Here is a 20,812-nt window from a genome sequence, read left to right as displayed (position 1 = left end):
AGATCACTGTACCGGTTCCGGACTAATGGAAGATTATCTCAAAAAGTCCGTGCCGGTGCAGTGCTGAATTTCGGTGATGCAAAATAGATTTGTTTTTAAAGCCTTTCAAACCGACTTGAAAGGCATAAAAATTATTTTGCTTTGCACCACAATTGAATCCTCATTGTTCCCGGGCCGGCATGCTATCGATACTCTTTATAATTGATACTATATTTAGCAGCCTTATAGGAAAATTTTCTAACAGTGATTCCAATGAGTTTTGATGCCTTATGAATATTTCCTTTGGTGTTTTTCAACGCATCCATGAGGATCTCTTTTTCAAGGTGGGCAACCGCATCTTCAAGGGATAAGGGAAGGGTTTTGGATTTGGTTCCGGTTTGAAGGGTGGCAGGAAGGTGATAGCTGTGGATGGCACCTTCATTACAGAGGATGACAGCCCTTTCAATACAGTTTTCCAATTCCCTTACATTTCCGGGCCAGTGATATTCCATCATCATGTCAATGGCAGGGGAGGTGATGCGTTTGATCTCTTTTCCATGTTCTTTTCTGTATTTTTCAAGAAAGTGATCGGCCAGCAAAATGATATCGGTTTTGCGCATTCGAAGGCTGGGAATATAAATCGGGAATACATTCAGCCTGAAATAAAGATCATCCCTGAATTTGCCCTGTCGGGACATCTCTTCAAGATTTGAGTTGGTTGCGGCAATGATTCTGACATCACTTTTAATGGGGGTGTATCCCCCTACGCGTTCAAATTCTTTTTCCTGCAGCACCCTTAAGAGTTTTACCTGTGCTGAAAGGGCCATGTTTCCGATTTCATCCAGAAAGACAGTGCCTTTGTCCGCTATCTCAAATTTCCCTTTTTTCTGATGGGAAGCTCCGGTAAACGATCCTTTTTCATGACCGAACAATTCACTTTCAATAAGGTTTTCCGGGATGGCTGCACAATTGATCTTGATAAAGGGTTTTTTGTTTCTATTGCTGTTATAATGGATGGCATTGGCAACCAGTTCTTTTCCCGTCCCGCTTTCTCCCCGGATCAAAACAGTGGCTGAAGAAGATGATACCTGGGCGATCATTTGAAGAACTTCTCTCATTTTATTGGAATTGCCGATAATGTTGGTAAAGCTGTATCTGTTTTCAAGTGCTGATTTCAGTCGTATATTTTCTGTTTTAAGCTGTTCTTTTTCAACTCTTATGGTTTCAATATTGATCACATGATGTGCTACCATGGTTGCCACCACAGACAGGAGCTTTTCGCCCTTTTCCAGGGATTTTTTCCCCTCAAAGGGTTGATCGGCACTGATGGCTCCTATGACCCTGTTGTCTTTTTTTATGGGGACGCAGATAAAAGAATAATCCCGACCTTCCATGACCTGCCTTGAATGGGTTTTGTCAAGGAACAGCGGTTCTTTGCTGATGCGGGGAACCACAGCCGACTCTCCGGTTTGAATGACTCGACCGATTATGCCTTCCCCTGGAAGATATTTGATTTTGCGGGTGGTTTCTTTAGAAATGCCATGGGCCATTTCAATTCTAATTTCACCGGTTTCAGAGCTGATCAAAAAAATGATCCCCCTTACCAGGTTCAAGGATTCAGACAGAACGCTTAATACCTTGAATAATGATTTTTTCATGTCCATATGCTGGTTCAGTGATTCACTGATTTCATATAAAAGTGATATTTCTTCAAAAAATTTCATTTATTTTGTTCCGCATACTTAAATTCATAATTAAGCTATTGATTTAAAAGTTGTATTGAAATATTTCACAAAAAGAGGCCCTGTGGGAATATTATTGCATAAAATTTGATTTTATAACAAGATATAATGTTTTGCCGTGATTAAAAAGGAAATTTTTAATCTGTCCGGGCATAAGAAATTTTATCACCTGATTAATTCCGGTTGAATCGTTTTTTACTTTACAGGTGATAGCCTTTTTAATGAAGCAATTGTTCTTGATAAAATCAAGCTTTAATGGAATAATGTGATTTTTTTTGGATGTGCCTTAAATAAAAAGACAAAAAGGGTTGTCATGGGAAAAAATCAATCTGCAAAAACGAAAAAGAAGCGAAGTCCCGATAACACCCTGAAAGTATTGTTTGACATATCCGAAGCAATCAACACAACCCGGAATCTGGATGAACTCTATGCAGTGATTCATAAAAGTCTGGATGAAATTCTTAATGCGGATAATTTTTATATCGCTCTTTACGATAAAGCAAGTGATTCCATCACATTTCCATATTATGCGGATGAAAAAGGTGAGGCACCCGAAGAGATAATTGGTTTGAGTAAAACAGCCTCTTCCACCGGCATGGTCATTCAAAACAAAAAACCAATGATTTTTTATAACAAGGATCTTATTCGGCTTGCTGATCAGCAAAAACAAAAATCAAGGAAAACAGTCGGAAAAATCTGGCTTGGCGTACCTTTAATTATCCATGACAGGGTAAAAGGCGTCATTGTGGTTCAAAGCTATACTTCAGCAAGCGACTATAAAAAAAAGGATCTGGAACTTTTAGACTCAGTTTCCCGGCATATTGCCCTTGCCATTGAACGAAAAAAATCGGATGAAAAATCGGCAGAGCAGCAACATATTCTTGAAAAAATTCTGGAATCGTTACCAGTGGGAATCGGCCTTGCGCAGAAACGGATTTTCAAGTGGGTTAATAATGAAATGGTTCGAATGTTTGGATATCAATCAAAACAGGATTTTGAGAATAAAAGTACAAGGATGCTCTATCCTGATATTGATCATTATGATGTTAACGGGAAAAAAATATATTACAGCCTTGTCAACAATGGTACGGCAGATTATGAAATTGATATGGTTAAACAGGACAAGACTCTGTTTCCGGTCCATATCAAGCTGAACTGTGGTGATGTGTCTGATCCCGCTGCATGGACCATTGCAATACTTACGGACATCAGCCGGAGAAGATTGGCTGAAAAAGAAAAATACGAAAAAGAAAGACTCCAGGGTGTTCTTGAGATGGCAGGGGCGGTCTGTCATGAGATTAATCAGCCATTGCAGGCAATTTTAGGTTTTTCCGAACTATTATTGATGGGTTCAGAATCAGCAGATAAAGTAGACACAATTGAAACCAACAACCTTACTTCCATAAAAACCCAGGCAACCCGGCTTGGAAAAATCACAAAAAAATTATCCAATATTACCAGGTATCGCACGGTTGATTATCCCGGAGATACTAAAATTGTTGATATTTGGGGAACTAAAAGCGATAAGGATACCAAACAAGATAAGAATAAAGGATAGGTTTGTATTTTGAAAAAAGGTGTAACATTTGTGATGGGCGGATGCAGAAGCGGGAAAAGCTCTTTTGCTCTGGATCAGGCCAACAGGATAGAAAAAAAAAATAAAGTGTTTATTGCCACTTCCGTGCCAACCGATATTGAAATGGAAAAACGGGTGGAAAAGCATCAAAAAGAACGGGGAGAAGACTGGATAACCATTGAAGAAGCGGTTAAAATTCATGAAAAAATTAATGAGTTTTCTTCAAAAGCCGGTGTTATCCTGGTGGATTGTCTGACCCTGTGGACATCCAATCTCTTGTTTCATTCCTATGACAACAATCAAATTGACGGGGCTATTCAAGATCTGGAAAATTCCCTTGAACAGTGCAAATGTCCGGTATTCCTGGTTTCCAATGAGGTGGGCATGGGTATTGTTCCTGAAAATATGCTTGCCAGGCAGTTCAGGGATGTTGCAGGGCTTGTCAATCAGCGGATTGCAAAAACAGCCGACAAGGTTGTTATGATGTTTGCCGGAATTGATCACCAGATAAAACCAAAATTATAGCAGCTAAAGCCCATACCATAGAAGGAAACAAACATTCATGCAATATCATCATATTTTCGGACCGGTTCCGTCCAGGCGGCTTGGCATTTCCCTGGGAGTTGATCTGGTTACTCATAAAACCTGCAGTCTGGACTGTATTTATTGTGAGTGCGGGAAAACCACCCGGTTAACCATGGAGCAAAAAGAGTATGTCCGGTTCAAGGACGTGAAAAAAGAACTGGACCATTTCTGGCAGCATAATGATGATCCTGACTATATAACGTTTTCCGGTGCAGGCGAACCAACATTAAACAGCAAACTGGGACAGGTCATAGGTTATATCAAAGAGAAAAAACCCCATATTAATGTAGCTGTTTTGACCAATTCCACCCTTTTTTTTGATCCAACAGTCCGGCATGCGCTTTTAAAAGCAGATCTTGTGGTGCCTTCTCTTGATGCTGTGTCAGACAAGGCATTTGCCAGGATTAACAGGCCTGGCAAGACTCTGGATACCAATGAAATTGTAAAGGGAATTGAAGCTTTTGCAAAAGAATACAAGGGAAAGATCTGGCTGGAAATTTTCATTCTTCCGGGAATTAATGACAGTACATCTGATTTGCTGCTGCTCAAAGAGGCTGTTCAAAAAATTCAGCCAAACCTGGTTCAGATCAATACCCTTGACCGGCCTGGAACTCTTGCGGGCATTAAACCCGCCTCAAGATCCGAGCTTGAACGAGCAATCCAAATTATAGGGTTTCCCAATAGCCAGATCATTGCAAAGGTGGATAAAAATATCAGGGCACACATACAAAGAGAAAATATAAAAGCGGCCATTGTTGAAACCATTCATCGCAGACCCTGCACAAAGCAGGATCTGCTGAAGATTTTAGGGGTTGAAAAAGAGGTGATCGACAACCATATAACCATACTTGAACAGGAAGGCAAAATAGTTGGAAAAACCCAGGAACGGGGTGTTTTCTATCAGACATTAAAAGACTCATGACAATAAAAAACATATTAACGGATTTAAGATCTGCAATCTTGTTTATCACCATTCTTCCGGCAGGAAAAGATGTGGCCTATTCTCCCATGGGCATGATTAAATTTTTCCCCGTTGTCGGGCTTATACTTGGGGGGCTTCTCCTGGTATTTGATGCGGGCGTTTCAACACTTTGGTCGCCTGGTGTGGCAGCAGTTCTTGATGTTCTTTTCCTGGTTGTGGTGACCGGGGCATTTCATCTCGACGGTTTGGGGGATGCGGCAGACGGGTTGTTCAGTCACCGCTCCAAAGAACGGGCTCTTGAAATCATGAAAGACAGCAGAACAGGTATGATGGGGCTTGTGGCAGTGGTCTGTATCCTGGCTGTTAAAGCCGCCGGGATTTATTCCGTCAAAACAACCGGAACCCTTTTTCAAACAATGGGTCTGCTGTTGATTGTTCCGGCATATGCTCGCGGGGCAATGATCGTTGGCATCAAGGTGCTGGATTACGGCAGAAAAGAGACCGGGACCGGGCTTGATTTGTTTGAAAAGGGCATTGGTCCAAAGGATTTTGCCTTTGTGCTGATTCCTGTGGTCATCTCCCTTTTTTTGGGGTATAAATGTCTGGTTTTGAACCTGGTTTTTCTTGGAACCCTGTTGCTGATACTGGGGTTTTACAAAAAAACACTCAATTGTATTACAGGAGATATGCTGGGTGCCATGACTGAAATCCTGGAAGCGGTTTTATTTTTGGCAACCGGGGCATTAATCGCTTAAAAGGAAGAAATAAAATGATTATCGGCCATGGCGGAAACAAAGCAAATCTGGCAGAAACACTGGGCTGCGGGGTTGATGAAATTGTTGACATGAGCAGCAATTTAAATCCTCTGGGACCGCCTGAAAACATAGAAAAAGTCATTTGCAACAACCTGGTTAAAATACGATCTCTGCCTGAAGCAGATGCCGTGACCATGAGAAAAGGCTTTGCACACTTTCACGGAATAGATCATGAAAACGTTGTGGCAGGCAACGGAACCACCTGGTTTATTTACACCATCCCCAAAGCTTTGGCCTCAAAAAAGGTGTTGATTGCCGGTCCAACCTATTCGGATTACAAGGATGCCTGCCTTATGCATAACATTGACTTTGCGCATTGCCTTGCAAAAGAGCCAACAATGTTTGCACCAGATATTGACGATCTGTCCAGAATGGCAAAAGACGCGGATACGGTGTTTCTTTGTAACCCCAACAACCCGACGGGCGCATTGATGCCAAGAGAACAGCTTGACTACCTGATTCAAAAACACGAGGATACGGTTTTTATCATTGATGAATCCTATCTTCCATTTGTGGATCAGGCCCGTGAGATATCCCTGGTGTCGGAAACCGGATATAAAAATCTGATTGTGTTGTCCTCCATGTCCAAAATATTCAGGATACCAGGGCTTCGTACCGGTTTTTTAAGCGCATCCAGAAAACTTGCTGAAAAAATCATGGCCTGTTACCAGCCCTGGAGTGTTAATGCACTTGCCCAGACAGTGATAGAACATATCTTTGATCACCCTGAAAAAATCGAACCCTTTTATCAGAAAACAAGAGACTATATTAAAACGGAAAAACAGCTTTTTCTTGAAAGTCTTGAGGATATTCAAGAATTAAAATTGTTGGATTCAACCACATATTTTATTTTGGCCCGGCTGACAAACGGGCTGACCTCAGAAGAATTTTGCAAAAAAATCGGACAACACAAAGTGCTGATCCGGGATTGTTCCAATTTTATGGGCCTGTCCGATCAGTATGTGAGATTTTCATTAAAGCAAAGACCTGTCAATTTGCATCTTGCCGAGTTGATAAAAAAGGCTGTGAAAAATGATTGAAATTCATTGGTACATTATTCCGGCTGCGTTTATCCTTGACTTTATCTTTGGCGATCCTGACATCTTGCCTCATCCAATCATTTATATGGGAAAGGCCATCAGCTTTTTTGAGAGCCGTTTCAGAAAATGGTTCAAGCATCTTCTGGTTTCCGGGCTGTTTTTTTCCTGTTTTCTGATTTTTTCCACATGGCTGATCGCCTTTATCATTATAAAATTGAGCATGGCTGTCCATCCTGTTTTTGGCGATCTTGTTCAGGTCATTCTGCTGTTCTTCTGTTTTTCATCAAAAAGCCTTGAAAAAGCTGCATCAGGTGTTTTTTTTGCTCTTAAAGAGAATAATATTGAAAAAGCACGGAAAAAAGTTTCCATGATTGTGGGCCGGCAGACACAGGATCTGGATCAAAAAGCCATTACACGCGCCAGTGTGGAAACAGTGGCTGAAAATTTTGTGGACGGGTTTTTATCGCCTTTGTTTTTTGCAATGATCGGGGGGGTGCCATGGGCTCTTGCCTACAAAATGATCAATACCCTGGATTCAATGGTAGGCTATAAAAATGACACATATCTTCTTTTTGGTCGGGCATCTGCAAGAATTGACGATGTGGCCAATTTTATTCCGGCAAGACTGTCGGTACTGGTCATTGCCTTAAGTGCAGGTCTGCTTTCGTTTAAGAAAGGGATTCTGGCATTAAAGACTGGATTTGCCCAGGGATCACGCCATAAAAGCCCTAATGCCGGTTATCCGGAGGCTGCTTTTTCAGGTGCCCTTGAAATAAGACTTGGCGGGCCAAACATGTATCATGGTGCCATGGTTGAAAAGCCGTTTATTGGAAAAGATTTTAAAGATCCTGAAAAAGAAAAAATAAAACAGGCTTGTGATCTGATGATGCTCAGCTCTTTGACAGCCATCCTGGTTTCAGTCGTCTTTTTCTTTGTTGTTTAGAGTACTCTTAGGACTAAGAACTTTGAAGGGCCTTTGGCCAAAAACAACTCTTTGTCCTTTGATTGTCAATGTTATTTAATTTGAATTCCTTAATAACTGCCACGGGCAGACTTGGTCTTGCACCTTGGTTTGCCCACAACAGAGCTTGAAAGTCACTGTTTAAATTTTTGAAAACTTTCATATAAAAATTTTTAAAGGAAAAAATTTCAATGGCCGTATTACCTGACAAACCGTTCAAGCTTGGGACAACTTCGTTTATTTTTCCAGATCATATTATCCCCAATGTAAAAAAACTGGGGGCTTTTTTTGATGAAATCGAGCTGCTTGTGTTTGAAAGCCTGCCTGAAGAAGTTTTGCCTTCAAAAGATGATGTAAAAACTCTTTTAGAGTTATCCCAAAAATTGAATTTAACTTACAATATCCATCTTCCAATTGATGTGAGTCTGACTTGCGATAATTTGGAAAAAAGACAAAAAGCTGCGGACATGCTTTTAAAGGTCATTGATCTTTTTGCCCCCCTTGAACCCAGCACCCAAACACTTCACCTTGAGATGCCCCAGAGGATTAAAACGGATACGGGTAATTTAAAACAGCTCAAAGAGTGGGAAGAAAAAACCCGACAAGGCCTTGGAGCATTGGTGTCAGGACTGTCCAATCCCGGGATTATTTCCGTGGAAACCCTTGACTACCCGTTTTCCATGGTCGAAACCCTGGTGGAGGAGTTTAAAACGTCCGTGTGTATTGATGTCGGTCACCAGATAAAATATGGTCATAATCTTTTGAAAACTTTTGAAAAACATCAATTCAGAACGTCCATCATGCACCTGCATGGTGTTGATTTTTCCGTATTGCCTGGAAAAGATCATACTGCTTTGGATAAATTGCCGGAAAAGCATTTCAGACAAGTTCAATTCATTCTGGAAAATTTTGAAGGGGTGGTCAGTATTGAGGTGTTTAATCTTGAAAACCTGAATCGATCCTTGGCTTTTCTTTCAAAGATATTTAAAAATATTGCGCCATGTGTCTGACATTGAGAAGATTCAACACAGGTCTTATCCAAAAATTATGATACTTTTTGGATAAGACCTGTGAATCCATGTTTTTTTGTAATTATTGACCTTGATGCAGATGGGGTCGTTTACGATGAAAACCCTCTTGCCGTGGAAAAATAAGGTTGAGGGTGATATCGTTTCGGGCTCAAAGATGTTTTGCGGTAAGCTCACTGCCGTTTGCCATGATTTGATTTCCTATTTCCGAGTCACTGATCAAAAGATCCATGAAATCCTGGCGGGTAAGTTTGAATGCATCGCCGTCGGTTAATGCAATGCCTGTCCCCAGATATTTGGGTGCTGCAATGATGGTTGCCCAGCCGATAAAATCCCCTTTTTTGTCCAATGTGATATGTTTTCCGTTTTTAAATGAGATTTTATATTGACCTGAAAGGAGAATATAAAATTCTCTTGCAATTTCATCTTCTTTTATCAGGACATCCCCTTTTTTTATTTTTACCAGGTGGAGGAGGTTGAAAATTTTTTCAAGTTTTCCAATCTCTATATTTTTAAAAATAGGCATTGCTCTTAATATATTAATTTCATTAAACATTTCATCTCCTTTTAGACATAGCGTGTAGTAAATAACATATCAATAACTGTTACTGATAGAATAAATTAAACTCAGCAGTAAGTCAATCAAAGGATTTGCTGCCCTTACTTGGATAAATGGGATCATGGATCAATGAGATCAGGCTTTTGTTATTGTGTTTTGATCAACCTTTGGAAAAAAGAGTATATATAAAGTCAATTTATAATTATCCAAAGTTTATAAAGAGTGTTGTCTTGAATAAAAAGAACAGCTTTGGTATCTTTAAGGTTCGAAAAAAAACAATATTTACGGCTTACAGATTAAAGGCAATTCTGTGAGCTTTTAATTTTTATTAATTGCAGGAAACTTTAAGATGTCACTGGTTGATCAAAGACGTTCCACCCGGCAAATCAGTGTCGGCAATGTTAAAATAGGTTCCATGGCCCAGGTTTCAGTTCAATCCATGACCAATACCCAGACCCAGGATGTGGTGGCTACGGTTAACCAGATTCTTGCTCTTGAAAAGGCCGGTTGTGAAATCATCCGGGTGGCGGTTCCTGACATGGAAGCGGCGCAGGCCATTGAAAAGATCAAGCAGCAGATCACCATTCCAATCATTGCTGATATTCATTTTGATTTCAGGCTGGCACTGGCATCTGCAACAGCAGGTGCTGATGCCTTAAGAATAAATCCGGGTAATATCGGGGAAGCCAAAAAAATTAAAGCAGTCGTGGATTGTGCAAAAAAACATGGTATTCCAATTCGGATAGGCGTGAATGCAGGTTCTCTTGAACAAGAGATTGAACAGCGCCTGGGAACAACGCCTCAAGCCATGGTGGAGAGCGCGGTGCGCAATATCAAAATTCTTGAGGACCTGGATTTTCATGACATAAAAGTGTCCCTGAAAGCTTCGGATGTTTCAAGAACAGTGGCTGCCTACCGGCTGCTGGCACCCAGAACGGATGTACCTTTTCATATCGGGGTAACGGAAGCCGGCGGGCTTTATGCGGGTATCACAAAATCAGCCATCGGCATTGGTATGCTTTTGGCCCAGGGGTTGGGTGATACCCTCCGGGTTTCATTGACACGGGACCCGGTTGAAGAAGTCAGGACCGGTTATGAAATTTTAAGGTCTCTGGGGATCAGAAGCCGCGGACCGGAACTGATTTCGTGCCCCACATGCGGACGGTGTAAAATTGATCTTTTTAAAATTGCCGAACAAGTAGAAAAAGCTTTACTTGAACGGTCTTCCCGGATTAAAGTTGCGATTATGGGATGTGTGGTAAATGGACCCGGTGAAGCAAAAGAGGCGGATATCGGCATCGCAGGTGGTTATGGCAAGGGGATTCTATTTAAAAAGGGAAAAGTTATACGGAAAATAGATCAGGATGAACTTGTGGATCAATTGCTGAGCGAAATAGACAAAATGATAAAGAATTCGGAGAAAGTGAATGGCAAAAAAGAGTAAAACAGCGATCACCCCAACCCGGGAACAAGATTATCCAGCCTGGTATCAGGAAGTGATCAAAGCATCGGATATGGCGGAAAATTCACCTGTCAGGGGATGCATGGTGATAAAACCTTGGGGGTATGCCATCTGGGAAAATATTATGCACCAGATGGATGCCATGTTTAAGCAAACCGGTGTGAAAAATGCATATTTTCCCTTGTTTATTCCGTTAAGCTACCTGGAAAAAGAGGCGGAGCATGTGGAAGGGTTTGCCAAAGAGTGTGCCGTTGTAACCCACCACAAGCTTGAATCCGATGGTGAAGGCGGTTTAAAACCGGCTGGAAAACTGACTGAGCCTTTGATTGTCCGTCCAACATCAGAAACCATTATCGGGGAATCAATGGCCAGATGGACAACAAGTTACAGGGATTTGCCTATTTTGTTAAACCAGTGGGCAAATGTTGTTCGATGGGAGATGCGGACCCGTATGTTTCTAAGAACCAGCGAATTTTTATGGCAGGAAGGACATACCGCCCATGCCACGGAATCCGAAGCAAAAGAGAGAACCATGCTCATGCTGGATATCTATACAAAATTTGTTGAAGACTCTCTGGCCATGCCGGTGATCAGGGGCAGAAAAACGGTTTCAGAACGGTTTCCGGGAGCCGATGATACCACTTGCATTGAAGCCATGATGCAGGATAAAAGAGCGCTTCAGGCCGGCACCTCCCATTTTCTGGGCCAGAATTTTGCCAAAGGTTCGGATATAAAATTTCAAAATGAAGAGGGCACGGAAACTTTTGCCTGGACCACGTCCTGGGGAGTCTCCACCCGGATGATCGGCGGAATGATCATGGTGCATTCGGACGATGACGGCCTGGTGTTGCCACCCCGGATAGCGCCGGCTCATGTCGTCATTCTTCCGATTTTTAAAAAAGATGAAGATCGGCGAACCATTATGGAAAGCGCCCAGGGCCTTAAAGATGCATTGGAAGAAAAACAATTTCATGGCAGAAAGATTATTGTTGAAATTGACGACAGGGATATCGGCGGTGCCAGAGGTTGGGGCTGGGTGAAAAAAGGTATTCCCGTCAGGATTGAACTTGGTCCAAGGGATATTGAACAAAACAGTGTGTTCATGGCCAGAAGGGACAACCCCTCAAACCAGAAACAATCCATAGACAGAGAAGAGTTTATTGATCAGATTACTGATATTCTGGATAATATTCAGGATAGTCTTTTTAACCGGGCAGTAATCCGAAGAAAAGAAAACACTTTTGAAATTGATGATAAAAAGGAATTTTACAAGCTGTATCAAAAATCCAAGGGCTTTAATAATGGTGCTTTTATCATGTCCCACTGGTGCGGATCAGAAAAATGTGAGGAAAAAATCAAAAAAGATCTGTCCGTCACCATTCGCTGTATTCCGTTTGACAGCCCGACAGAAGAAGGCAGGTGCATTTGTTGTGATAACCCCAGTTCACGAAGGGTACTCTTTGCAAAAGCATATTAAGTTGCATCAATGATCAGGATTAACGACATACTGGATAAAATATATGAGTATAATCCCGAAGGGGATTGTGACATCATAGACCGGGCCTATGTTTACTCGGCAAGAGTTCATGACGGCCAGGTAAGGCTTTCCGGGGAACCCTATCTATCCCATCCTCTTGAGGTGGCCAATATTTTAGCCGACATGCGCCTGGATGTTGAAAGCATTGCCGCAGCCCTTCTGCATGATGTCATTGAAGACACCCCCGCAACAAGAGAAGATATTGAAAATATGTTCGGACCGGGTGTTGCCCATATTGTTTCCGGCGTAACAAAACTTTCCGCCCTGCCTTTTTCAACCAAAATAGCTCAGCAGGCAGAAAGTTTACGCAAAATGATCCTTGCCATGGCAGATGATATCCGGGTGGTTCTGATCAAGCTTGCGGACCGGATTCATAATATGCGTACCTTGAAATATCACCGCAAGCCTGAAAAACAGGCTGCCATTGCCCAGGAAACCCTTGATATTTACGCCCCAATTGCCGCCCGCCTGGGGATATTCTGGATGAAATATGAACTGGAAGACATTGCGTTTTATTATACCAAAAGGCATGAATATGAACGTATCAAGGCCCTTGTAAACAAAGCCCGGCATGAAAAAGAAGATTACATTATAACCGTAAACGAAAAGCTTCATGAAAAAATGAAGGAGATGAAGCTGGAAGCCGAAATAAAAGGTCGGTACAAGCAAAATTACAGTATTTATCAAAAAATGATATCCCAGAACCTTGATTTTAAGGAGGTCTATGATGTCATAGCGTTCAGGATTATCCTGGACACGGTTCCCCAGTGTTATGCCGCCATGGGCGCCATCCATTCCATGTGGAAGCCGATTTATTATAAAATAAAAGATTATATTGGAAATCCCAAACCCAATATGTATCAATCCATTCATACCACGGTTGTGGGACCCAAAGGAGAAAGGGTTGAAATCCAGATCAGAACCCAGGATATGGATAATATTGCGGAATCAGGAATCGCGGCCCACTGGAGTTATAAAGAAGGCTCAAAGATTGATGAAAATACAGGAGAGCTGTTTGCCTGGATAAGAAATCTTGTGGAAAACCAGGAAAATTATAATGATCCGGATGAATTTTTAGAAAATGTCAGGATTGATCTGTATCCCGATGAAATATATGTGTTCACACCTCAAGGTGAGATCAAGATTCTTCCCAAAAAAGCCACGCCCGTGGATTTTGCTTATCGCATACATACAGAAGTGGGTGCCGAATGCACCGGAGCAAAGGTCAACGGGAAAATAGTACAGCTTAGCCACCGGTTAAAAACGGGTGATACCATTGAAATTATCACAACCAAAGGCCATACTCCAAGTTCTGACTGGCTTAATTTTGTAAAAACCGTAAAGGCCAGAACTAAAATACGCGGCTGGATCAATGCCCGGGAAAAAGAGAGAAGTTATTCTCTTGGAAGAGAGATGTGTGAAAAGATATTTAGAAAGAGAAACCAAAATTTTAATGCCCTGATGAAATCAGGAGAAATCAAACAGGTTTCCGATGCCTATGGCTTTAAAACAGTTGATGACCTGATTGCCCATGTGGGATTTGGAAAAATAACTCCGCTGCAGATTTTGAATAAAGTTGCGCCTGAGGTTGAAAAACAAGAAGTTAAAGACGCGAGTGTTCTTCAAAAACAGACTGGAAAGCGAAAGAAAAAAGACAGTACCGGTATCATTGTAAAAGGGCTCCATGATATTCTGGTCAAGTTTTCAAAATGCTGCAATCCGCTTCCTGGAGATCCTATCATTGGGTATATCACCCAGGGCCAGGGGGTGACTATCCACCGCAAAGGGTGCCTGAATATCATGAAAATGAGCAATGAGCGCCAGATCGAAGTTCAGTGGAGCGATGAGGTCAAAGAATCCTATCCCGCCAGTATCAAGATCCGTACAGATGACAGGTCAGGGCTTTTAGCAGATATTGCCTCGGTTATCAGCAAACATAAATCAAATATTCTAAATGCCAATACTGAAACCCTGGAAACAGGTATCAGCCTGTTTTATTTCACACTGATGGTTGAAAGTACGGATCAGCTTCGTCAAATCATGTCGGCCATTAAAAAAGTCAAAAAGGTAACCGATGTCAAACGGGTTATCAGAAACGATTAATAAAGGTGATAAATTTGAAATATATCACCAAAGCAAAGGAAATCTTGTGAAATCCAGGGCTCTTGAAGTTAATTTATCCGATACAAAAGTTGATGTTATAATTGACTCAAAATATGAAGTTTTTTTGGATATTGTTTCATCCTATGTCGGGATTTTGAACCGGATGAACGTTTTTCTAAAAGAGCTGTCACATCCCTATAAAAACTGGGAATTTATTGTCAGCGAAGCCCGGCATTTTTCTCTTCAATATTTTTATTTGTACAAGTCCCATCCGGATGGCGGCAAAGCATTGGATCTTTTTGTTGATATTTTTCTGGATTCATTTGAATCAGATTCGCCTTTATGCCTGAAAACAAGGGCGGCAGATAATCTAATGCTGTTTTTGCAGCATATTGTCAAAGAATCTGATCATGACTTTGACCTTTTTTTGCATGTGATTGAAAAGGCTGTGCAAAAGATTGAATCTTATGAAGGCCGGGATTTTTATTTTTTTGTCAGATCTTATTACCAGCCTGATAAAATAGCGAAAGCTCTGTTGGTCAATCTTAAGGGGGATGCACCAATTTTTAAATCCCTTAATCTGTTTTTGATAAAATTTTATGAGTATTCATTTGACTATTGGCTGAAACAAGAAGACCCGATTTGCTGGATTGGCCAGAGCATTAATGTCAATCGTCTGGAGCAAGGGTTACAGTCTATTTTAAAATCAGTGTCACATGAAAAAATACGGCTGTGGCAAAAAAAACTTGAAGTAATCATTCAAGAATTGGATCAAGATCCTCGCAGGGCAACTCAAAAATTGACAGGTCTTGTAAGTTATCAGGATTTTGTAAGTCTGATCCGGGCCGTGCCTCAAAAAATAATGACCCAAAGTGGTGATGATCTCGGCGGTTTTCATCTGAAATTAACTTTTCTTTTTTATATTATTCATATTCCTGGACTTTCCACTATTCACGTTCAGGCGCTGCGCGACATTAACACTACACTGACCCACCTGATCGGTGACAAGGATTTTAAAAAAGATATCAATATTGTCAACCAGACATTTTTGCTGCTCAAAGAACATAAGGGAAAGTATCCTGAAACTGTTCTGGACTGCATCCATAAAATCGGGGACTCGGTTTATAAAGCGTCAAAAATTGATCTGATCAATCATTTTATTGACCGTGCCGTGGATCACGGGTTTCAGTTTCCCATGATTGAAGGGACCGGAGATGACTGGCAGATAAAGAGCAATTGTGCGCATGTGAAAAATATCAGGGTGTTTCTTGACCTGATCTCGCAGCATCCCAAAAAGTCACGACGCTTGTTGTCCGCGCTGATCATATCTTTGGCTATTGGCGGCGTTTTTATCAAGGATACGGATCTGTTTCCAAGGGATATCACAAATTTTTTAAATTCAGACATTGAACCGGTTTTTAATCTGGTAAAGCAGTTGGCGCGTTTATTGCCGGCTTTTTTCAATGAAATAGGAGCCGAGGGACAGCTTCGGGATATTTCAACTGAACTTGATGAGTCTTGTCAGAGAAAGGACCAGTTGATTCATTTTTTGAGAAAACAATGCCATGTTGAGAGTTCAAGCAGGATCGTGGAGTTTATCAAAGAAGTGATTCTCTTTTGGAAAACAGGAGATAAAAAAAAGCTGGAACCTCATGTTCCCCCTTCAATTTATCGGGATATCAAAGTGTCGGGTCCTTTTGTTGACGGGCCGAGAATTATTCTCAACAACCTGAAGACAAAGGATATATTCCTTCCAAAAGACTATATGATGCATACCCAAAAGGCCATCAACAAGTTGATTAATGAAGTTGAGGGCGTAACAGAGCCTGACAAATCCAGGGTGAAAATGATATTTGGTTTTTACCGTCTGTTAAACCAGAAATATATGATTGATAACCTGGAATTGAAAAAATATCTGTCTTCATTCAAGTCTGAAAATCTGCCGGATACAGCCAAGATTGTTTCAGTGTTTGAAGAAAAAAACCTGGAACACAAGATTTTGTCACTTCTTTCTTACATGAAAGAGCTTAAAAAAATAATTCTTTCGGACAGGATATATGAAGCCAATGAGGCCATTTATCATAAACGCCATTTTGCCGTTGATATTCCGTCCATGTACGGCAGTTACAATGAGGCAAAATTTGATGCCCTGGGATTGACCCTGAGGGTTGAAAGCATCCTGAACGTGTGGTTTGAAGAGCTGGTTAACAGTATTGATCTTCAAGTCATCACCAAGGCTACGTTTAAACGCATTTACAGTATACTGGACCTGTTCAGATCTGCATTGTCGCTGGACGGCATTATATCCAACCAGCTGGATGTCCAGATGGATTTTTTAAAATTTTCCATGGATATTAGAACCTGCACTTTTACCCAGTACCTGGATATTTTTAAGGGTTTCACAAGGGCGGTTGCCGATATCATCCATGATCATTTTAATAATATTCATTCTAATAATTTATTTCAGATAGAATCCAGACTTGGAAAAGATCAGATTCTTGAGAAATATCTTCCCAAAGAAGGGTCTGAAAAACAAAAATCCAAACTGGATCAGAGGGTGGCGGATATTTTTTTCAGGGACCGTATTGCAACCTCCCTTGGGCTTCAGCAGATGGACGTGTTTTTAAACCGTATACTTCATACTTTGTTTCAGCAATCTGAAAAACTTTCCCAGACCCATTTAAGCCGCCTGTTAAATTATGACCCTAAATATTCTGCCATTGAAGTGGGCAGTTCAGATCCCATCAGCAATAATATTATATTTTTAGGGAACAAGGGATTGAACCTTATTAAATTAAAAAAAATAGGCGTTGCTGTTCCCGAAGGTTTTATCATTACCACAGAAGTGTTTAAATGCCGTGAAATCATAAACAATTACAAGCCTGCCAACATCAATTTCAAGAAATATGTGGCAAAGATGGTGGGCAATCTTGAAAAGAGGACCCAAAAAAAATTTGGTGATCCTAAAAATCCGCTGTTGTTATCGGTTCGAAGCGGTTCTTCCATTTCACAGCCCGGAATGCTGGATTCATTTTTAAATGTGGGACTCAATGAGGAAATCGCTGCAAGCATTGCCGGGATCAGTAAAAACCCATGGTTTGCCTGGGACAGCTATCGTAGATTTATTCAAGGATATGGCATGGCATTTGGAATCAAAAGGGATGAGTTTGACCATATCATTTATTCAAAAAAGAAAGAATTTGGGGCTGAATTTAAACGATTGTTCACAGGCGACCAGATGAAGGGGGTTGCCCTTGTCTATAAACAATTATTACTTGATTCAGGAATTGATTTGATTGAATCTCCCATTGACCAGTTGTTTTTATCCATTAATAAGGTTTTTTACTCCTGGGAATCCAAAAGGGGAAAGGATTACAGGAGGATAATGGGGATATCCGATGACTGGGGTACTGCTGTAACGGTTCAGTCCATGGTGTTTGGAAATTTGTCCAGGCAGTCGGGATCAGGGGTGGTGTTCAGCCACAGCCCCAAACTTCCGGGAGATACGGTACGTCTCTGGGGGGATTTTACCATTGGAAACCAGGGCGAGGATGTTGTATCGGGTCTTGTAAAAACCCTGCCCATCTCGGAAATCCAAAGGGAGCTTGAAAAACCCGATTCAACAATCAGCCTTGAAAAAAGTTTTCCCCATATTTACTTAAAATTAAAAGAGGTGGTCCATCGCCTGGTGTATGATGAAGGATGGAATCCCCAGGAGATTGAATTCACATTTGAAGGAGAGAACAGGGAAGATCTTTTTATCCTACAGGCAAGGGACATGTCTTTGAGGGACAGAAAAAAGATTGTGGATTTTGATGTGACACCTGAGTTTCTTGACAAGGCATATCTGGGTCAGGGGATCGGTGTCAGCGGCGGGGCCATGAGCGGCAAAATCGTTTTTACCCTGGAGGAAATTGATGGTTTAAGAAAGAGTCATCCGGGTATCAGTTTGATTTTATTGAGAAATGATACGGTTCCTGATGATATCCTGGAAATTGATGCAGCAGACGGAATTTTGACGGCCAGGGGCGGATTAACTTCTCATGCCGCCGTGGTGACATATAGCCTGGGTAAAACCTGCGTTGTCGGGTGTGAAAATCTTGTTTGCAACGAGCTGGAAAAAGTGTGTCTGCTCAACGGCGTAAAAATGGTCACAGGTGACTATATCAGCATTAACGGTCAAAAAGGCTCTGTGTATAAGGGTGCAATTGAAATTAATTAAATAAACATTAGTGAAACGAGGTAATATAATGAGTATAAAAGGTTCTAAAACGCTTGGGATTAACGGACTGGGAAGAATAGGAAAGCTTTCTTTGTGGCATCACGCAGGCAGGAAATATTTTGATAACATAGTGATAAATATCGGCCGTGATGTGGGTAAATCCTTTCAAGATATTATTCATTATATGGAAAGAGATTCAACTTATGGGCGGCTGGATTCATTTCTTCACGGATATCAGGCAGAACCGGTTATCACTGATGTGGATGAGGCCAATGCATCGTTGACTGTAAATGGTGTAAAAGTAAAAATATTGCGGGATCATAGAAACCCCAAAGATATACAATGGGCAGAGCATGATGCCGGGATTGTAGTTGATACAACCGGTCAGTTCTTAGATCCTTCCCTTGAGGCCAATGACGCCAAAGGTTCAATCCGGGGTCATATTGAAGCCGGTGCCCAAAAAGTGATTGCTTCGGCTCCGTTTAAACTCAAAGAGGGTGTGGCCATGCCGGACGATGCCGTGACAACCGTGATGGGGATCAATGACGGAGACTATGATCCGGTAAGGCATAATATCATTTCCAATGCATCCTGCACCACCACATGTCTTTCACATATGATCAAGCCTTTACTGGATTATTTCGGTATTGAAAGAATACTGTCCGCCTCCATGGCAACCGTTCATGCTGCCACAGGATCTCAGCAGGTGCTGGACAGGCTGCCAAAAACCAATGCCAAGGATTTAAGAAAAAATCGCTCTATCATGAATAACATCATTTTGACCACAACCGGTGCTGCAAAGGCATTGCAGCTGGTTATTCCGGAAATGGCAACCATCGGTTTTATTGCAGAGTCAGTACGAATCCCCACAGCCACAGGCTCTTTGATTATCCTGGTTATGAACTTTCAAGAAGAGCTGAACAAAAAGCCCATTCGAAGGGAAATGATTAATTCAATTTATGAAGATGCCGTAAGAACAAATACAAACGGATACCTGATGTATACGGATCAGCAAAATGTATCTTCTGATATTATAGGAACGCCAAGGGCTGCAGCTGTCATTGAAGGCCATGAAACCCATACCCGCACCGGGGTCATCAAGATTAACCTTGAAAATGTCAGGGGAATTGACAAAAGCGTATTGGATGTAATCAAGGACCAGGTAGCCAGCATCCAGGTGACCCAGGCGGTTATTTATGGCTGGTATGACAATGAAATGGCAAGCTATGTCAATATGCTGGGTGACAGGATTGTCTCCATTGCAGAATCCATGCATTAAAATATCACAATGTAAAATTAGGGGTCACGGCAGACAAATCTGCCATGTATGTGATATCGATAAAGGAGACATCGCATCAGTTGGTGACATAACCGGTTCCGGAACAGGTCGGGCACTCTGTGTCTGGGTTACAGATACAGTCATTTATGCAGTTGTCATCATCCAGATGTCTCCATTCACTATTGCATTCACATGTGCCTGCAATGACTTGTTTCCCATTGCATATGGGACAAATTTCTTTTTCCATGATTTTTTCCTTATTTGATCCGTTGTTTTTTTGTTTTAATCAAAAGATTTATTTAAATAAAATCCTTTTTTAAAAATAATAAGCTATAAATTTTTTGCAAGGCCGGATGGTTTGGCCTTGCGATTTAAATAATGAAAAAATCAATTTGATTCTTTTAAAAGAAGATGGTAGGCAGATATTAATTATCCAAAATTTAGTGATGATTCGCGTAGAAATTTAATTTGGAGACTCATGTATGGAAGATGAGGAAAAAACAAAAAAAGATCTGATATCAGAACTTAACGCGCTTCGCAAAGAATACACTCAATTGAAAGCATCCCTTTCAAAAAATCAAGAATCACAAAATTTCAGCGGAACTGAAACTATTCTTATTGTGGATGACAACAAACAAACAAGGGAAACAATTAGAGCAATGCTTGAAAAATGCGGCTATAATATTATTGATGCTGATTCTTCCCTGAAAGCCATTGAAATTTTTAAATCCTGTGACAAACCAGTTCATCTGGTATTGGCCGATGTTGTTATGCCTGAAATCAACGGTCCTGAAATGGTTAAGAAACTATTGGACATGCAATCGGAGATACCTGTTGTTTTTATGTCCGGGTATGCAGCAGGAGATATTATTCATGATGATGTATTCAAGGTTCTTTGTTCACACGCCCCATTTATTGAAAAACCATTCACCTTTGATGAAATTGGCTTGGTTATAAGACAACAGCTTGATAGAAAAGCATAACACTCAGGGCAGGTAAAAA

At 41.1% G+C, this 20,812-nt stretch carries 16 protein-coding genes; 13 read left to right on the top strand and 3 right to left on the bottom strand.

Annotation, left to right across the window (positions count from 1 at the left end; genetic code table 11):
• Positions 1-182: 182 nt before the first annotated feature.
• The gene (locus tag BLT94_RS14990) at positions 183-1,703 is read right to left on the bottom strand and encodes a sigma-54 interaction domain-containing protein (protein WP_092235764.1); all 1,521 of its coding nucleotides are present in this window, start codon (positions 1,701-1,703) and stop codon (positions 183-185) included.
• A gap of 331 nt (positions 1,704-2,034) precedes the next feature.
• Here BLT94_RS14990 and BLT94_RS14985 point away from each other — a divergent pair, with 331 nt between their 5' ends.
• The 7 genes from BLT94_RS14985 to cbiR all read left to right on the top strand — a co-directional run bounded on the left by BLT94_RS14985 (position 2,035) and on the right by cbiR (position 8,630).
• Positions 2,035-3,279 (top strand): GAF domain-containing protein, encoded by a 1,245-nt coding sequence (locus BLT94_RS14985; RefSeq protein WP_139169046.1) that lies wholly within the window; start codon positions 2,035-2,037, stop codon positions 3,277-3,279.
• 9 nt (positions 3,280-3,288) lie between these two features.
• Entirely contained in the window at positions 3,289-3,822 is a 534-nt protein-coding gene (cobU, locus tag BLT94_RS14980; RefSeq protein ID WP_092235758.1) for a bifunctional adenosylcobinamide kinase/adenosylcobinamide-phosphate guanylyltransferase, read from the top strand.
• Between the two features lie 37 nt (positions 3,823-3,859).
• The gene (locus BLT94_RS14975; protein WP_092235755.1) at positions 3,860-4,804 is read left to right on the top strand and encodes a radical SAM protein; all 945 of its coding nucleotides are present in this window, start codon (positions 3,860-3,862) and stop codon (positions 4,802-4,804) included.
• Positions 4,801-5,559, top strand: coding sequence for an adenosylcobinamide-GDP ribazoletransferase (locus BLT94_RS14970; RefSeq protein ID WP_092235753.1), 759 nt, complete (start codon positions 4,801-4,803; stop codon positions 5,557-5,559). The genes BLT94_RS14975 and BLT94_RS14970 overlap by 4 nt, the downstream gene beginning before the upstream one ends.
• A gap of 14 nt (positions 5,560-5,573) precedes the next feature.
• Positions 5,574-6,659, top strand: coding sequence for a pyridoxal phosphate-dependent aminotransferase (locus BLT94_RS14965; protein ID WP_092235750.1), 1,086 nt, complete (start codon positions 5,574-5,576; stop codon positions 6,657-6,659).
• Positions 6,652-7,602 carry an adenosylcobinamide-phosphate synthase CbiB gene (gene cbiB, locus BLT94_RS14960; RefSeq protein WP_092235747.1) on the top strand — a complete coding sequence of 317 codons (951 nt, stop codon included), beginning with the start codon at positions 6,652-6,654 and terminating at the stop codon, positions 7,600-7,602. Before BLT94_RS14965 ends, cbiB begins: the two co-directional genes overlap by 8 nt.
• Positions 7,603-7,811: 209 nt before the next feature.
• Entirely contained in the window at positions 7,812-8,630 is an 819-nt protein-coding gene (gene cbiR, locus BLT94_RS14950; protein WP_092235741.1) for a cobamide remodeling phosphodiesterase CbiR, read from the top strand.
• A gap of 169 nt (positions 8,631-8,799) precedes the next feature.
• Here cbiR and BLT94_RS14945 read toward each other — a convergent pair whose 3' ends face one another.
• Positions 8,800-9,204 carry a cyclic nucleotide-binding domain-containing protein gene (locus tag BLT94_RS14945; RefSeq protein WP_092235738.1) on the bottom strand — a complete coding sequence of 135 codons (405 nt, stop codon included), beginning with the start codon at positions 9,202-9,204 and terminating at the stop codon, positions 8,800-8,802.
• 352 nt (positions 9,205-9,556) lie between these two features.
• Between BLT94_RS14945 and ispG the strand changes: the two genes are divergently transcribed.
• From ispG to BLT94_RS14915, 5 genes are read left to right on the top strand one after another with little or no spacing between them, the layout of a single operon-like run.
• On the top strand, positions 9,557-10,651 hold the full coding sequence (gene ispG, locus BLT94_RS14935; protein WP_092235732.1) for a flavodoxin-dependent (E)-4-hydroxy-3-methylbut-2-enyl-diphosphate synthase: 1,095 nt from the start codon (positions 9,557-9,559) through the stop codon (positions 10,649-10,651).
• Entirely contained in the window at positions 10,635-12,146 is a 1,512-nt protein-coding gene (proS, locus tag BLT94_RS14930; RefSeq protein WP_092235730.1) for a proline--tRNA ligase, read from the top strand. Before ispG ends, proS begins: the two co-directional genes overlap by 17 nt.
• Positions 12,147-12,155: 9 nt before the next feature.
• Positions 12,156-14,309 carry a RelA/SpoT family protein gene (locus BLT94_RS14925; protein WP_092235728.1) on the top strand — a complete coding sequence of 718 codons (2,154 nt, stop codon included), beginning with the start codon at positions 12,156-12,158 and terminating at the stop codon, positions 14,307-14,309.
• Positions 14,310-14,355: 46 nt separating this feature from the next.
• Positions 14,356-18,531, top strand: coding sequence for a PEP/pyruvate-binding domain-containing protein (locus BLT94_RS14920; RefSeq protein ID WP_092236173.1), 4,176 nt, complete (start codon positions 14,356-14,358; stop codon positions 18,529-18,531).
• Positions 18,532-18,559: 28 nt separating this feature from the next.
• Entirely contained in the window at positions 18,560-19,810 is a 1,251-nt protein-coding gene (locus BLT94_RS14915) for a type I glyceraldehyde-3-phosphate dehydrogenase (RefSeq protein ID WP_092235725.1), read from the top strand.
• A gap of 76 nt (positions 19,811-19,886) precedes the next feature.
• Here the strand turns inward: BLT94_RS14915 and BLT94_RS21805 are convergent, their stop codons facing one another.
• Complete coding sequence (locus BLT94_RS21805) at positions 19,887-20,057, bottom strand: ankyrin (protein WP_139169045.1); 171 nt, start codon at positions 20,055-20,057, stop codon at positions 19,887-19,889.
• Between the two features lie 235 nt (positions 20,058-20,292).
• Here BLT94_RS21805 and BLT94_RS14910 point away from each other — a divergent pair, with 235 nt between their 5' ends.
• Positions 20,293-20,793: a response regulator gene (locus BLT94_RS14910; protein ID WP_092235722.1), complete on the top strand. Its 501-nt coding sequence runs from the start codon at positions 20,293-20,295 to the stop codon at positions 20,791-20,793.
• Positions 20,794-20,812: the final 19 nt, after the last annotated feature.

Source organism: Desulfobacula phenolica (genome assembly GCF_900105645.1).
Lineage (GTDB): Bacteria > Desulfobacterota > Desulfobacteria > Desulfobacterales > Desulfobacteraceae > Desulfobacula > Desulfobacula toluolica.
This window is presented reverse-complemented; position numbering and strand designations above follow the sequence as displayed.